13 protein-coding genes are annotated in these 14,100 nt (G+C 62.2%); 4 read left to right on the top strand and 9 right to left on the bottom strand.

Annotated features, from left to right (window positions below):
• Positions 1-194 precede the first annotated feature (194 nt).
• The gene (locus M0D65_RS05775) at positions 195-1,367 is read left to right on the top strand and encodes a transglycosylase SLT domain-containing protein (RefSeq protein WP_091011369.1); all 1,173 of its coding nucleotides are present in this window, start codon (positions 195-197) and stop codon (positions 1,365-1,367) included.
• A gap of 96 nt (positions 1,368-1,463) precedes the next feature.
• On the opposite strand, the gene M0D65_RS05770 is transcribed toward M0D65_RS05775, so the two are convergent.
• The 5 genes from M0D65_RS05770 to M0D65_RS05750 all read right to left on the bottom strand — a co-directional run bounded on the left by M0D65_RS05770 (position 1,464) and on the right by M0D65_RS05750 (position 5,441).
• The gene (locus tag M0D65_RS05770) at positions 1,464-2,657 is read right to left on the bottom strand and encodes a pyridoxal phosphate-dependent aminotransferase (RefSeq protein ID WP_266251760.1); all 1,194 of its coding nucleotides are present in this window, start codon (positions 2,655-2,657) and stop codon (positions 1,464-1,466) included.
• Between the two features lie 112 nt (positions 2,658-2,769).
• Entirely contained in the window at positions 2,770-3,204 is a 435-nt protein-coding gene (gene nusB, locus M0D65_RS05765; RefSeq protein ID WP_266251758.1) for a transcription antitermination factor NusB, read from the bottom strand.
• Positions 3,201-3,719 carry a 6,7-dimethyl-8-ribityllumazine synthase gene (ribH, locus tag M0D65_RS05760; protein ID WP_266251756.1) on the bottom strand — a complete coding sequence of 173 codons (519 nt, stop codon included), beginning with the start codon at positions 3,717-3,719 and terminating at the stop codon, positions 3,201-3,203. The genes nusB and ribH overlap by 4 nt, the downstream gene beginning before the upstream one ends.
• Positions 3,720-3,781: 62 nt before the next feature.
• Positions 3,782-4,921 carry a bifunctional 3,4-dihydroxy-2-butanone-4-phosphate synthase/GTP cyclohydrolase II gene (gene ribBA, locus M0D65_RS05755; RefSeq protein ID WP_091011373.1) on the bottom strand — a complete coding sequence of 380 codons (1,140 nt, stop codon included), beginning with the start codon at positions 4,919-4,921 and terminating at the stop codon, positions 3,782-3,784.
• A gap of 226 nt (positions 4,922-5,147) precedes the next feature.
• Positions 5,148-5,441, bottom strand: a complete 294-nt coding sequence (locus tag M0D65_RS05750; protein ID WP_266251753.1) for a hypothetical protein — start codon at positions 5,439-5,441, stop codon at positions 5,148-5,150.
• 326 nt (positions 5,442-5,767) lie between these two features.
• On the opposite strand from M0D65_RS05750, the gene M0D65_RS05745 reads away from it, so the two are divergent.
• Together M0D65_RS05745 and M0D65_RS05740 are read left to right on the top strand one after the other, a co-directional pair.
• Positions 5,768-6,046 carry an antitoxin of toxin-antitoxin stability system gene (locus M0D65_RS05745; protein ID WP_266251751.1) on the top strand — a complete coding sequence of 93 codons (279 nt, stop codon included), beginning with the start codon at positions 5,768-5,770 and terminating at the stop codon, positions 6,044-6,046.
• Positions 6,043-6,324 (top strand): type II toxin-antitoxin system RelE/ParE family toxin, encoded by a 282-nt coding sequence (locus tag M0D65_RS05740; RefSeq protein ID WP_266251749.1) that lies wholly within the window; start codon positions 6,043-6,045, stop codon positions 6,322-6,324. The genes M0D65_RS05745 and M0D65_RS05740 overlap by 4 nt, the downstream gene beginning before the upstream one ends.
• Here M0D65_RS05740 and M0D65_RS05735 read toward each other — a convergent pair.
• From M0D65_RS05735 to M0D65_RS05720, 4 genes are all read right to left on the bottom strand, one after another.
• On the bottom strand, positions 6,317-6,940 hold the full coding sequence (locus tag M0D65_RS05735; protein ID WP_091011376.1) for a riboflavin synthase: 624 nt from the start codon (positions 6,938-6,940) through the stop codon (positions 6,317-6,319). The two genes, M0D65_RS05740 and M0D65_RS05735, sit on opposite strands and share 8 nt — an antisense overlap.
• Positions 6,941-6,956: 16 nt before the next feature.
• Positions 6,957-8,087, bottom strand: coding sequence for a bifunctional diaminohydroxyphosphoribosylaminopyrimidine deaminase/5-amino-6-(5-phosphoribosylamino)uracil reductase RibD (ribD, locus tag M0D65_RS05730; RefSeq protein WP_266251746.1), 1,131 nt, complete (start codon positions 8,085-8,087; stop codon positions 6,957-6,959).
• A gap of 9 nt (positions 8,088-8,096) precedes the next feature.
• Complete coding sequence (gene hemL, locus M0D65_RS05725) at positions 8,097-9,389, bottom strand: glutamate-1-semialdehyde 2,1-aminomutase (protein WP_091011377.1); 1,293 nt, start codon at positions 9,387-9,389, stop codon at positions 8,097-8,099.
• Between the two features lie 204 nt (positions 9,390-9,593).
• Positions 9,594-10,133: a hypothetical protein gene (locus M0D65_RS05720; RefSeq protein ID WP_091011378.1), complete on the bottom strand. Its 540-nt coding sequence runs from the start codon at positions 10,131-10,133 to the stop codon at positions 9,594-9,596.
• A gap of 1,176 nt (positions 10,134-11,309) precedes the next feature.
• On the opposite strand from M0D65_RS05720, the gene M0D65_RS05715 reads away from it, so the two are divergent.
• Entirely contained in the window at positions 11,310-14,045 is a 2,736-nt protein-coding gene (locus tag M0D65_RS05715) for a TonB-dependent receptor (protein WP_266251742.1), read from the top strand.
• Positions 14,046-14,100 lie beyond the last annotated feature (55 nt).

The following is a 14,100-nucleotide window of genomic DNA, read 5'->3' as shown; positions in this document are numbered from 1 at the left end:
GTGTGGGAACCCCCGGTTGCATGGTTTTTGAGCATGCAGGCGGACCTTCGATACGGTTCCCCAACGGTTATGCCGTTTTTCCCGACGCCGCTGTCGTCCTAACCAGAGCGCGCGACGTCTTGATCTGCGAACGATGTACTGATTGCCGGCTCGTCTGGCGGTCCGCGGATCATGCAACATGGGAGATCTTCTGAATGAACACCTGGTTAACGTGGCGTCCCGATGAACGCCTTGCGCAAGTTGTGCGCGCGATGCTGCGTCGCGGGACGCGAATGAGTCATCATCTGTTCAGCATCGTCGGCGGATTCGCCGTGTTGCTGGCACTCGCACTCTGGCTGATGCCAACATGGCGCGGCGCGATGGCTGCCCGCCTGATGCCGGTCATTTCCGCTGCGGTGCAGGCAGGTCCGGCCCGTCTGCTGCAAGGCAACCCGTTGCCGGGCTTCGGGCCGGCTAGCGGCTCGTCGTCCGACGACTCCCTGTCGTTGTCCGGCACGCCGTCGAGCGATACAAGCGGTACGGTGAGCAACACGAGCTACGACGGTGCCTTCGACGGCAGCGGTTCGAGCGGTGGCGCAACGGTCTCGCTGAACGGTCTCGATCCGCGTACGTTGCCGAGCGTCGGTTCGCTGGCACGCCTGATTCCGGCGCAGCGCGTCTCCGCCGATGCACGTGACGACCGCGTGCTGGTCTCCACCCGCGAACAGGATCTCGTCGCGTCGTACCTCGCGCGCCGCTATCACGTCGCTCAGGAACCCGTCAGCGAACTCGTGAAGGCAGCCTTCGACACCGGCCGCGAAGTGGGTCTCGACCCGCTGCTGCTGCTGTCCGTGATGGCCATCGAATCGGGCTTCAATCCGTACGCCGAAAGCGGCGTCGGTGCGCAGGGCCTGATGCAGGTGATGGCGAAGGTCCACTCCGACAAGTTCCAGTACTTCGGTGGCCAGAGCGCTGCGCTCGAACCGCTGACGAACATCAAGGTGGGCGCACTGGTCCTGAAGGATTGCATCGCGCGCGGCGGTTCGCTCCCGGGCGGTCTGCGTCTGTACGTCGGTTCTACGTCGCAGGACGATGGCGGTTACGGTGCGAAGGTGATGGGCGAGCGTAGCCGTCTGCGCGACGTGGCGCGTGGTCGCAAGGTACCGGTCAATGCACCGCAGACGACAGCCTCGACTGCAACTCCGTCGGCCACGACTGCCGCAGTTACGAATGGTGGCACGAACAAGCGCGTTCAGGTGACGCTCGATGCGGCGCACCCGCTGACGGCGAAGACCGTTGCCGCCGACGCACCGGCGAAGGCACCGGAGCAGGACGATGCGGCGACTACTACGAAGCATGCAACGTCGTCGTCGGAGCTTGGTGCCTGACGGCTGGTTGAATCTTCTGGTTTTGTTCTCGCAGCAGGCAGGCAAATAAAAAGCACCCTCGGGTGCTTTTTTTACGTCGGTACACAGGCGTGAACACTACCCGCCGAACAACCCGCGCAGACGTTCGACTGCTTCTTCGAGCTTCGGCAGCGCCGTCGCGTATGACAGGCGCACATGTTGCCGCGGCGCGTGCGTACCGAAGTCCATCCCCGGCACGAGCACCACACCTGCCTGATGCAGCATCGCCTTCGTCAGCTCCGCGCTATTTCCCGCGGCTGGGTGCGTGACGCCGCTGCAATCCGCATACACATAGAACGCGCCGTCCGGCATCACAGGGACCTTGAAGCCAAGCGATTCGAGCGCCGGCGCGATGAAGTCGCGCCGGCGCATGAATTCGAGGCGACGCGCTTCGTATATCGCGAGTGTGGCCGGCTCGAAGCATGCCAGCGCTGCATGTTGCGCGAGCGCCGAAGCGCAGATGAAGAGGTTCTGCGCGAGCTTTTCGAACGCGTCGATCAGCGTCGGTGGAACGACCAGCCAACCCAGGCGCCAGCCGGTCATGTGAAAGTACTTCGAGAAGCTGTTGACGGTGACGACGTCGTCGCCGAGCGACAGCGCGGACACCGGCCGTTCGCCGTAGCTCAAGCCCTGATAGATCTCATCGACGATCGTGAAGCCGCCGCGCGCACGAACCGCATCGACGATGCGCCGCAATTCGTCCGCTTCAATCGATGTGCCGGTCGGGTTCGACGGCGACGCGAGCAGGACGCCGCGGGTGCGCTCGGTCCACAAGCGCTCGACATCGGCGGCGCTCAACTGGAAGCGCTGGGCGGGGCCGCTCGGCACCAGCACCGGTTTGCCTTCGGCGGCCGCGACGAAATGACGATTGCACGGGTAGCACGGGTCCGGCATCAGCACTTCGTCGTCGCGATCGACGAGCGCCACGCACGCGAGCAGCAACGCCGCCGATGCACCCGCCGTGACGACGATACGTGCCGGGTCGACATCCACGCCCCATGCATCGGCGTAATGCTTCGCGATCGCTTCACGCAGCGGCCGTATACCGAGTGCGCTCGTATATTGCGTGACACCGCGCCGCAGTGCGCTCGCCGCCGCTTCGACGACCGCTTCGGGCGCCGTGAAATCGGGCTCGCCGATGCCCATATCGATGATGTCGCGGCCGGCATGCTTCAACTGCTCGGCTTCCTTCGCCAGTTCCATGACATAGAAAGGCTGAATGGCGTCGACACGAGCGGCAAGCCGCAACAGGGGATGGGTCACGGTGGTCATGCGGTGAGTCCGGTTTCGAAGGCGGGCGGGGCAGCGAGAAAGTGCGCTGTGTCGCCTACTGATCCATCCACCGGCTTCAGGCGGAGGATCAGCGCGACGGAGCGTGCTGCGTCTAGCTTTTGCGGGCGACTTGCGTCTCGGTGGCGCGCAACTTTGCCGACAGCTTGTCGAGCACGCCATTCACATACTTGTAGCCGTCCGAGCCGCCAAACGTCTTCGCGAGTTCGACTGCTTCGTTGATGACGACGCGATACGGAATATCGACGTGATGCTTGAGTTCATAAGCGGCGACCAGCAGCACCGCGCGTTCGACCGGCGACAGCTGTTCGATCGGACGGTCGAGACACGGCGTGAGGTCGGCGGAGAGCGAATCCGCCTCGCGAATCACGCCGTGCAGCAGCGTGTCGAGATGCTCGAGGTCGGCCTTGTCGAAGCCCTGCGCGTTACGCAGCTGCGCATCGATCTCGCCGCCGGGCGCGCCCGACAGCAGCCACTGATACAGCCCCTGCGTGGCCAGTTCGCGGGAACGTCGGCGAGCGCTCTTCATGCACGTTCCTCTTCTTCGTCTTCATCTTCTTCATCGTCGTCGTCATCGCCGTCGAGCTGTTCGAGCGCAACCGAGAGGTTCGCCATTTCGACCGCGACGCGCGCCGCATCGCGGCCCTTTTCGGTCATGCGGGCGACGGCTTGTTCGTCGGTGTCGGTGGTGAGTACCGCGTTGGCGACCGGCACGCCGAAGTCGAGGGCGACCCGGCTGATGCCCGCGCCGCTTTCGTTCGACACCAGTTCGAAGTGATAGGTCTCGCCGCGGATCACCGCGCCGAGTGCGATCAACGCATCGAACTGGCCGCTTTCGGCGAGTTTTTGCAGCGCGAGCGGGATTTCGAGCGCGCCCGGCACGGTGACGAGCAGCACGTCTTCGCCGGTGACGCCGAGGCGTTCTAGTTCTTCGATACATGCATCGGCGAGGCCGTTGCAGACGGGTTCGTTGAAGCGCGACTGCACGATGCCGACGCGCAGGCCGTCACCGTCGAGATTCGGTTGATATTGTCCGATTTCCATGAGAGGTCCGTAGGTGTTGGATGAAGCGCGGATGCGCGTAAAGGGTCCGGTCAGTGGTTCGATCAGGCGGGCGGCAGCGGAGCTTGCGTCGGGCACCCGGGCATCGGTACGAAGCCGGTGACTTCGAGGCCGTAGCCCGACATGCTACCGAGCTTGCGCGGGTTCGACAGCACCTGCATCTTGCCGACGCCCAGTTCGCGCAGGATCTGAGCGCCGATGCCGTAGGTCTTGAAATCGACCGGACGGCGCTTGAGTGCGTCTGCCTTCTCCTTTTCGTCGAAGGCCTTGAACACGTCGATCAGATGCTCGCGCGAATCGCCGCAGTTGAGCAGCACGACGACGCCGAGATCGCACTGCGCGATTTCCTTCATCGCGGCGTCGAGTGTCCACGAGTGGGTCGATGCGCCGACTTCGAGCAGATCGAGCACCGACAACGGTTCGTGCACGCGCACGGGCGTGTCGCGATCCGCCGCGGGCGTGCCGCGCACCAGCGCGATGTGCGGCGAGCCGCTCGGCAGGTCGCGGAACATCACCGCGCGGAATGGGCCGTGCGCGGTCTGCATCGTGCGCTCGGCAACGCGCTCGACGATCGATTCGGTGCGGCTGCGATAGTGGATCAGATCGGCGATCGTGCCGATCTTCAGGCTATGTTCCTGTGCGAACTCCAGCAGGTCGGGCAGGCGCGCCATCGTGCCGTCGTCCTTGATGATCTCGCAGATCACCGCGGCCGGCGTGAGGCCCGCGAGCGCCGTGAAGTCGCAGCCCGCTTCCGTGTGACCGGCGCGCATCAGCACGCCGCCGGGCTGCGCCATGATCGGGAACACGTGGCCAGGCTGGACGATATGCTCGGGCCGCGCGTCGTGCGCCACGGCGGCGGCGACCGTGCGGGCGCGGTCGGCGGCCGAAATGCCGGTCGTGACGCCTTCGGCGGCTTCGATGCTGACCGTGAACGCGGTGCCGTACTGGGTGCCGTTGCGGTAGGTCATCAGCGGCAGGTTCAGCTGCTTGCAGCGGTCCTGCGTGAGCGTCAGACAGATCAGGCCGCGGCCGTAGCGGGCCATGAAGTTGATCGCTTCCGGCGTGATGAATTCGGCCGCGATGACGAGGTCACCCTCGTTTTCGCGATCTTCTTCGTCGACGAGAATCACCATCCGGCCGGCCTTCAGTTCGGCGATGATCTCAAGGGTGGAGGCGAGCGTCATGTTGGCGTGAAATTCGGGAAAGCGCGTATTTTACGCCACGCGGACGGGCGCGTCCTCCTGGCGGGGATTTCAGACGACTGCGGACGGTTCGATGAAGCTGGAGCTGGCGGGCAAGTGGGGTCTACGGGGGATGGGGTGGGGGAGCGACTTGCAGCCGGGGATCGGCCGCCTCGGTGGGCTCAGGTCCACCGAGGGACGATCGAATATGTGTTCCGCAAACGTCCGCTTATGACTTCGAGTTCTGGTACAGCGTGTCGCGCGGGACGAACATGTGCGGCTCGAACGCCGGCAGTATGATCGTCGCGCCCGCTGGCGTGATGCGGACATTGCAGGTTTGATCGACTTGCTTGCCGGCCCGGTAAACGAACGCACCCGGTCCGCCGCCGCATTCGGAAGTGTGTTCGAGGAGGCGCATTTCGCGCCCGTTCGACATCGATTGTGTGACGACGAATCCGTCGGCATGAGCAACGCTTACGCCGACCAGGACAGCTAGTCCAATTACCGCTTTAGCAATCTGCATGATGAGGACCTCCGGGTCCGGCAGCGTGACGCAGGGGCCGACCGCCGACGGGCTGGAGCCGATGCGAATACAACTATATTAGGTTGCGCTGGTTGCAAATTCCATCGTCGAACGTTGGCCGAACGGCCTAAAGGCCAGTGCGTACTGGCTCACCTACACTTCCTGGCATCGTACTGATCGTAGAAAACGGTCGATCGGTCACCGACCTCGGGGCTTTAACGTTGCCCAGAGCGGGCAAGCGAGACTATGCACGGGTAGCGCTCGCGCTCAGGTAATGAGAACGTATATACTTAGTAAGTATGTGCGACGCAACCAGGGAGCCGCCCGTGATGAAAGAAGCCGTTTTTACGATGAAGCTTGAAGCTGAGTTACGCGAGGAATTCATGGCAGAAGCAGAAGCAGTGCATAGACCGGCTTCGCAGGTATTGCGCGAATTGATGCGTGAGTTCGTACAACGTCAGCGCGCCGCACGCGAACACGACGAGTTTCTGGGCAGTAAGGTCGATGTCGCCCGCACCTCGTTGCGGGCCGGCAGCGGTCGCTCAAATGCCGAAGTCGAGGCTAAGTTTGCGAAACGGCGCGCCGGTGTCGCCAGCAAGGCATGAGGGTTGTCTGGACGCCGGAAGCCGAGCAGGATCGGGACGACGTGTGGGAGTACATCGCGGCTGATAACCCAGCCGCAGCTGCGCGGATGGATGAGCTGTTCAGTGATGCCGCCGCGCAGCTGGAATATTTCCCCGAGTTGGGGAGGTGGGGAAGGATCGACGGCACCCGCGAGTTGATTCCGCACGAAAGCTATCTGCTTGTCTATGAGATTGAGGGCGATACGGTGTGGATGCTTGCCCTCGTTCATACCTCCCGGCAATGGCCGCCGATCAACTGATATTTTGCGCCGTCGACAACATCCGCTCCACATACCGCGCAATCATATCGATCTCAAGATTAACCTTCGCTCCTGCCACCAGATGCCTGAGCGTCGTCACCTCGACGGTATGCGGAATCAGGTTGATCGAAAACTCGCAGCCATCCGCGCGGTCGTCCACCGAATTCACCGTCAGGCTCACACCGTTCACGGTAATCGACCCCTTGTACGCCAGATAACGCCCCAGCTCGCGCGGCGCGAGCACCCGCAGCTCATGCGATTCGCCGACCGGCGCAAAGCGCGTCACGGTACCGAGCCCATCGACGTGCCCCGACACGATATGTCCGCCCAACCGGTCGTGCGCACGCAGCGCTTTCTCGAGATTCACGTCGCCGGTCTGTGCGAGCCCGACTGTGAGGTTCAGGCTTTCACGCGACACATCGACGGCGAACGACTGCGCAGTCTTTTCGATCACGGTCATGCACGCACCTTGAATGGCGATGCTGTCGCCAAGCAGGACATCGTCGAGATCGAGCGTTCCAGCTTCGACCACGAGCCGCACACCCGCATCGGCGTCGCTGCCGAGCGGCTTGATCGAAGCAATGCGGCCGACGGCCGCGACAATTCCGGTAAACATCGTGCGGTTTCCTTGTTCAGTGCAAGTCGGTACGTGCGAGCGGCGCGGCAAACCGCGCGAGAACCCGCAGATCCTCGCCGATCCGGTCGACCGCGTGAAAATTCAGTTGAACGCGGCCGTCGAGCGAATCGGGCGCCGCAAGATTGAACATCCCCATCGATTCGACGCCGAGCAGGTTCGGCGCGAGATAGACCAGCAGTTCGTCGACACAACCTTCGCGCAACAGCGAGCCATTCAGTTTGTAGCCGGCTTCGACATGCAGTTCATTGACATTGCGCTTGCCGAGTTCGAGCAGCATCGCCGGCAGATCGACCTTGCCGTCCGCATTGGCGAGCGGCACGAGTTCGGCGCCGCGCGCGCGCAATGCGTCAGCGCGTTCCGCGAGCCGTTCATCGAGCGTGCTGCAGAAAATCAACGTCGGCGCGCCGGCCAGTATCTTCGCCTCCGGCGGCACGTCGAGCTGGCTATCGATCAGCACACGTTGCGGCTGGCGCGGCGTATCGATTGCGCGCACCGTCATGCGCGGATCGTCTTCTCTCACGGTACCGATGCCGGTCAGGATCGCCGATGCGCGTGCCCGCCACGCGTGACCGTCGGCGCGTGCGGCTTCGCCGGTAATCCATTGACTCGCGCCGGACGGCAACCCCGTGCGGCCGTCGAGCGATGCCGCGACCTTCATCCGCACCCACGGCCGGCCGCGCGTCATTCGCGACACGAAACCGATGTTCAGTTCATGCGCTTCGTTCGCGAGCAAGCCACAGCGCACTTCGATGCCGGCATCGCGCAGCATCTTGAGTCCGCGGCCCGAGACCTGCGGGTTCGGATCTTCCATGGCGGCGACGACACGCGATACCTGCGCTTCGATCAACGCATTCGCGCACGGCGGCGTGCGGCCGAAGTGGCTGCACGGCTCGAGCGTCACATAAGCGGTCGAACCGCGCACGTCCTGGCCGCGCGAACGCGCGTCCTTCAACGCGCGGACTTCCGCATGATCCTGGCCGGCCGGTTGCGTAAAGCCTTCGCCAATGACAGCGCCGTCCTTCACGAGTACGCAACCGACCCGCGGATTCGGATCGGTCGTGTACATGCCGCGCGTTGCAAGCGCGAGCGCGCGCTCCATATGGACGAAATCGGTTTGCGAGAACATCGGCATGGCTCAGGCAGCGAGTGCGGTGAACGCGCCGCGTGCGGCATCGATTGTCGCGTCGATGATCGCGTCGTCGTGCGCGATCGATACGAAGCCCGCTTCGTAGGCTGACGGCGCGAAGTACACGCCCGCGTCGAGCATCTTGTGGAAGAACGCATTGAAGCGCGGTACATCGGAGCGGGTGACTTCGGCAAAGCTCGTCGGCACGGACGCCGCGAAGTAGAGGCCGAACATGCCACCGACTGAATCTGCGGCGAACGGCACTTTCGCATCGCGCGCGGCAGCAGTGAGTCCTTCTACGAGACGGGTTGTGCGCGCACTGAGTGTGTCGTAAAAGCCCGGTGCCTGGATGAGTTGCAACGTCTTCAGGCCGGCCGCGACGGCGATCGGATTGCCCGACAGCGTGCCCGCCTGATAGACACCGCCGAGCGGGGCGAGATGCGCCATGATGTCGCGCCGTCCGCCGAATGCGGCCGCGGGCATGCCGCCGCCGATCACCTTGCCGAGGCACGTGAGATCCGGTGTGATGCCGTACGCCGCCTGCGCGCCGCCGAGCGCGACGCGAAAACCACACATCACTTCGTCGAAGATCAGCACTGCGCCGTACTCGCTGCACAGGCGCCGCAATGCGGCCAGAAACGCCGGCGTTGCACGCACGAGATTCATGTTGCCCGCGACCGGCTCGACGATCACCGAAGCGATTTCGTTACCGAATGCCTTGAACGCTTCTTCGAGGGCTTCGACGTTGTTGTATTCGAGCACGGTGGTGTGCTTCGCGATGTCGACCGGCACACCCGCGGAAGTCGGGTTGCCGAACGTCAGCAGGCCGGAGCCGGCTTTCACGAGCAGGCTATCCGCATGGCCGTGATAGCAGCCTTCGAACTTGACGATACGACTGCGGTTCGTAAAACCACGCGCGAGTCGCAGCGCGCTCATCGTCGCCTCGGTGCCGCTCGACACCATGCGGACCTGTTCCATCGACGGCACCAGCTTGCAGATCTCTTCGGCGATCTCGATCTCGGCTTCGGTCGGTGCGCCGAACGAGAAGCCGTTCGCGAGCACGCGCTGCACGGCGTCGAGCACCTCCGGATGCACATGCCCGACGATCATCGGCCCCCACGAGCCGATGTAGTCGATATAGCGCTGGCCATCGGCATCCCAGAAGTACGCGCCCTGGGCGCGTTCGATGAAGCGCGGCGTACCGCCGACCGAGCGGAACGCGCGTACCGGCGAGTTGACGCCGCCCGGGATAGTGATCTGCGCGCGTTCGAAGAGAGCTTCGTTTCTGGACTGGCTGGACATGGAATTGCGACCTGATTCGACCTGCGTGATGGATGGCGTTGCCGGCGTGCCGGGAGAGCGGGCGGCGGCGGGGTGACTGGCTGAAATTGTACCGGACTCCCGTCAATCGGGCGTTTGGCGGCAGCATCCGCTGCGGCGTTTTGCCTTGGTGGACGCCTCAAGGAGGCGAGCGGCGTGGGCTATGGACGCGCCGCATGCCGTGGATCAACCGGTGCGCTTTCTGCGCGCGTGCGCGGTGACTTTCGATGATTGCACCGGGGCGCCCTGCGGCGCGGCAGCCGATGCAACCGGCAACCGTGGCGATGCGCGCTTGCCGGTCAGTTCGGCCCAGCGCTTTTCCAGCGCGCCTTCGGCGATCGGCTTGATTGAAGTGCCCGAGCTTTGTGCGTCCCAGGTCTGGACCGAGAACGGATGCACACGTAACGCAGCGCGGTCGACCACGACGCGCTCGTTGGCATCGACAAGCCAGTCGTAGACGAATTCGATGCATAGCCGGTAGCCGCGTTTGTACGCTGGGTCCGGCACTTCGTACGGCGCTCGCGTCACATAGCCCGAGCCGAAGATGCCACGCGGTTCGGAGGCGACGCGATGCAGGAACACCCGGTCGCCTGACAGCAGGCTGCGCGCGAAACCGCAGCCCCATACATCCGCGACCGCTTCGCCCGCGGCGACGCGTTTCGCGAGGTCCGGCAGTTCTGGCCAGGGCCATTTCTTCGGGCTCCAGATCAGCAGAAAGGCGGTCATGGCGAATTTGTCGGACGCAGAAAAACGGCAGCTTAACTGATTGCGTGTCGCGGGCAACAGTGTCGATTGCCTTATTGTTTATCTTTACATTGTTTTTTCGTTAACATTACAATCTGACCCACTTATCCTCTTCGATAAGTACGCTTGTCAGTACTCTCGACCTGCTACCTACCCCTGGGTGAGCAGGTCTTTTTTTGCCCAATCGTCCGGCGGCAATTACCCCGTCGGTGTCGCGGTCGCCCTAGGCATATTTCAATATCTTACGCAAGAGAATAAGCGCTCGGTTTGGCACAGAAGTGTTTTGCCAGCCCGTACCCGACGCCGGTTGCGGTGAAAAGTCACGAAGGCGCGGGGCTTGCCCTCGGGCGAGTGGAAGCGATTCCCTTGTCGCCGCGCAATCCGATGCGTCTTGCGCGCACAGATTCAATCGGTCCCATGAGAGGGTAAATACCTAGAAAGGTACGTTACGCAAATCGCACACGTTAATTACGGCCATCAAACAAATTTTGACGAAACATTTCTGGGCTGATACGTTTCCGTACAGCAAATGAAAGATGAGATTTGACCTTTCTTGAACGGTAAGCGTGGGGCGTCCTGCAGGCGACAACTGCGCACTATTCAGGACGTTGCGACAGCGGAAGGGGCCGTGGTTGGCATGCGAACAACCGGGTGAACAGATTTGTCGCAGTGGGGAATGGCAGGGTTTTGATTTTCAAAGTGCAGAAAAATAATTTAGTTGTACTGGCAGCTTGACCGGACTAACGGAAATTATTTTGTACGTTCGGTTGTGAAGAATTAATGAGCCGGGTAGAGCAGCGTCGTATCTGGTGCGGAAGTCTGCTCGGAATACGCGTCAACGGTCTCGAAGCGGGATCCATGTGACTGGAAAAGAATTCATGCCCGTTGGGCGTGAGGGGGCGAGCTTGCTCTAACAAGCCGCTGCCTTCTGTCGTCGTGTCATTTCAATCTGGCGAATTGAGGATAGCTAAATTATAGGCAATTTCAGCTAGACACTTATGTACCGGAGGCGCTTATCAGAGATCACAGACTCTATTCATCGTTGTTTGAGCATCGGTAAAGACAAGGCGTTGGAATCCGTGCGGCGGGGTGCCGCAAACGAAGAGGCTCGCCAGGTCTCTTCGCATAACAACCTGGTATTAATGGCGAGAGGGGATTATGAAACCAAAAGAAGCAGGATCGGCCATACGAAAAATACTTTGGGCCGAAATGGCCTTGACGGCGATGGTCGGGACTTCGGCGTTTGCCCAGAGCCAGCCGTCAGCAGCAGGAGTGGCGGTTGCACCGCCGGTAACGGTCGCACAGGCGGGTACGGAGGAGGGTGCCACGGCACCCGCAGCAGGCACTGGTGCCCCCGTGGCGGCGGGCGTCAAGCAGCTCAAGACCTTCGAGGTCACGGGCTCGCTGATTCGAACGTCGGACAAGGTCGGCACGACCGAGATCCAGACGGTCACGCAGAAGGACATCCAGCAAAGCGGTTACACCACAGTGGCCGACTTCCTGCGCGGTACCGCCGCTAACTCGGGCGCCAGCTGGTCGCAGTCGACGATGAACAGCGCAGCGCCGGGCGGAGCCGGCATCGCACTGCGCGGCCTGAGCGAAAAATACACGCTGGTGCTGGTCGACGGGCAACGTGTCGCCAACTATGCGCAGGCGGTGAATTTCACCGACACCTTCTTCGACGTCAACACGATTCCGCTGAGCATCGTCGATCACATCGACATCGTTAAGACTGGCGCGGTCTCGATCTACGGCTCCGATGCCATCGCCGGTGTCGTCAACATCATTACCAAGAAGAACTTTCAGGGCCTGCAGCTCGATACCCAGCTTGGCAAGGCGCAGCACCCCGGCAATGGCCAGGGCAGCTTCAGCGTGCTCGGCGGCTTTGGGGACCTGAATTCGGATCGCTTCAACGTCACGGCCGCGGCAAGCTATTACCGCGACAGCGGGTCGACGCTGGCCGATCGCGATATGACGTCAGGGCAGGATTACACGCAGTACTCCGGTGGCAATAAAGCACCGTTTGGTCCGGGCCAGCAGTCATTCTGGACCACGCCCGGCGGTAACGTAGCGCTTAGCCCCTGCCCACCGGGTAGCACTCCAGGTACGAAGAACTGCGTGTACAACGTCGCTGCCGGCACCTCGCTGACACCGGCCCTGACGCGCCTGAACGCGAAAGTCCGCGGCACCTTCAAGATCGACGAGAACACCGAAGCGTACGCTGGCTTCTGGGTGAGCCGTGACGAAAGCGTGCAGTTGCAGGGACCCGCCGCGATCACTGCCAATTCGAACGTGTTTAACCCGGCGACGGGTTCTGTCGCACCGCTCTCGCGGACGGTGTCGGCGTCGAATCCGTTCAACCCGTTCGGCGTGTCGACGCCGATCAATCTGACGTTCCCGAACCAGATCGGCGTGGCGGATACCGTGTCGACGTTCTGGATGGCGTCGACGGGCATCAAGGGCTCGTACGACACCGGCAAGTTCGGAAACTGGGATTGGTCTGCCGACTACGGTCATTCGCAGAGCACGGTCGATACGAGCTACTCGAACCGCATCAACGTCGCGGGCGTCGAGAACATGCTGCTGAACGGCACGTACAACTTCGCGAATCCTTCCTCGACGCCGAACGGTCTGAACGGTGTATTCACCGACGACAACCAGCAGGCAATTTCGAAGATCGATAGCGTGACCGCCAAGACTTCGACGGCGAACCTGTTCAGCCTGCCGGCCGGCAACGTCGGTTTGGGGTTGGGCACGGAATTCCGTCATGAATCTTCGACGATCAACCCGCAAACGTACGCGTCGCAGGGCATTACCGCACCGGCAAACGTGCAGACCGTCGCCAGCTCACGCAATGTGGCGGCGTTGTTCTATCAGATCGATATTCCGATCATCAAGAACCTGACCTTCACGCAAGCTGCCCGCTACGACCACTACAGCGACTTTGGCGGTGCCTTCTCGCCGAGCTTCGCGCTGCGCTTCCAGCCGGTGCGTATGCTGACGACCTTCGCGTCGTACAGTCGCGGTTTCCGCGCGCCGACAGGTGTTGAGAACTCGCAGGCGGTCTACCTGGGTCACCAGAATCTGGTCGACCCGAACGATCCGAGCGGCGTGCCGACGAAGCACTTCACGACAGAGCAGACCACGGGTAATCCGAACCTGCAGCCTGAGCACACGAAGAACTACAACATCGGGTTCCAGTTGTCGCCGGACGCGTTGACCGATATCGGCGCGGCGTTCTACAAGGTGCATATTGACGGGGTGATCGGCACGGCAGATCCAAACGCAGTGCTTCAAGCGAACAACCCGACGACGGTGGTCCGCAATCCCGACGGTACGATCCGCTACATCGTGCAGCCGTTCGTGAACCTCGGTTCGCTCGATACCGATGGTTTCGACATGAACTTCCGCAAGGCACTCCGCACGCCGTACGGTCTGTTCACGCTGACGGGCGACTGGGCTTACGTGTGGCACTACAAGCTGCGCAGCCCGGGTTCGCCGATACAGGACTTCGCCGGCAATAACCTCGCGCTGTTGCAACCGTTCGGTGCGAGTAATCCGCGGTGGAAGGGCAATACGACGCTGGCCTGGGATTTCCACAACCTGACCACCGCATTGACCTGGCAATACACCGGTCCGTACACGAATGCGGTGGCGGCGGAATTCGGCGATGGTGGAACGGGCTCCGTCGCGTCGTACAGCCAGTTCAACCTGATGGCGACCTATCGCGGCATCAAGCACTGGACGATCTACGGCGGCATCTCGAACCTGTTCGACAAGAAGCCGCCGTTCGACGTCGAGTGGCAGTCTACGCCGGACATCACGGGCTACGACCAGTCGCTGTACACCGACCTTGGCCGCTTCTTCCAGATCGGTGCGACGTACCGTTTCTAATGGTTTGACCGAAGCGGTAACGACGTTTTAGTACATTGGATGTACACCGCTTCCT

This window comes from Paraburkholderia sp. CHISQ3, from assembly GCF_030464945.1.
Classification (GTDB): domain Bacteria; phylum Pseudomonadota; class Gammaproteobacteria; order Burkholderiales; family Burkholderiaceae; genus Paraburkholderia; species Paraburkholderia megapolitana.
This window is presented reverse-complemented; position numbering and strand designations above follow the sequence as displayed.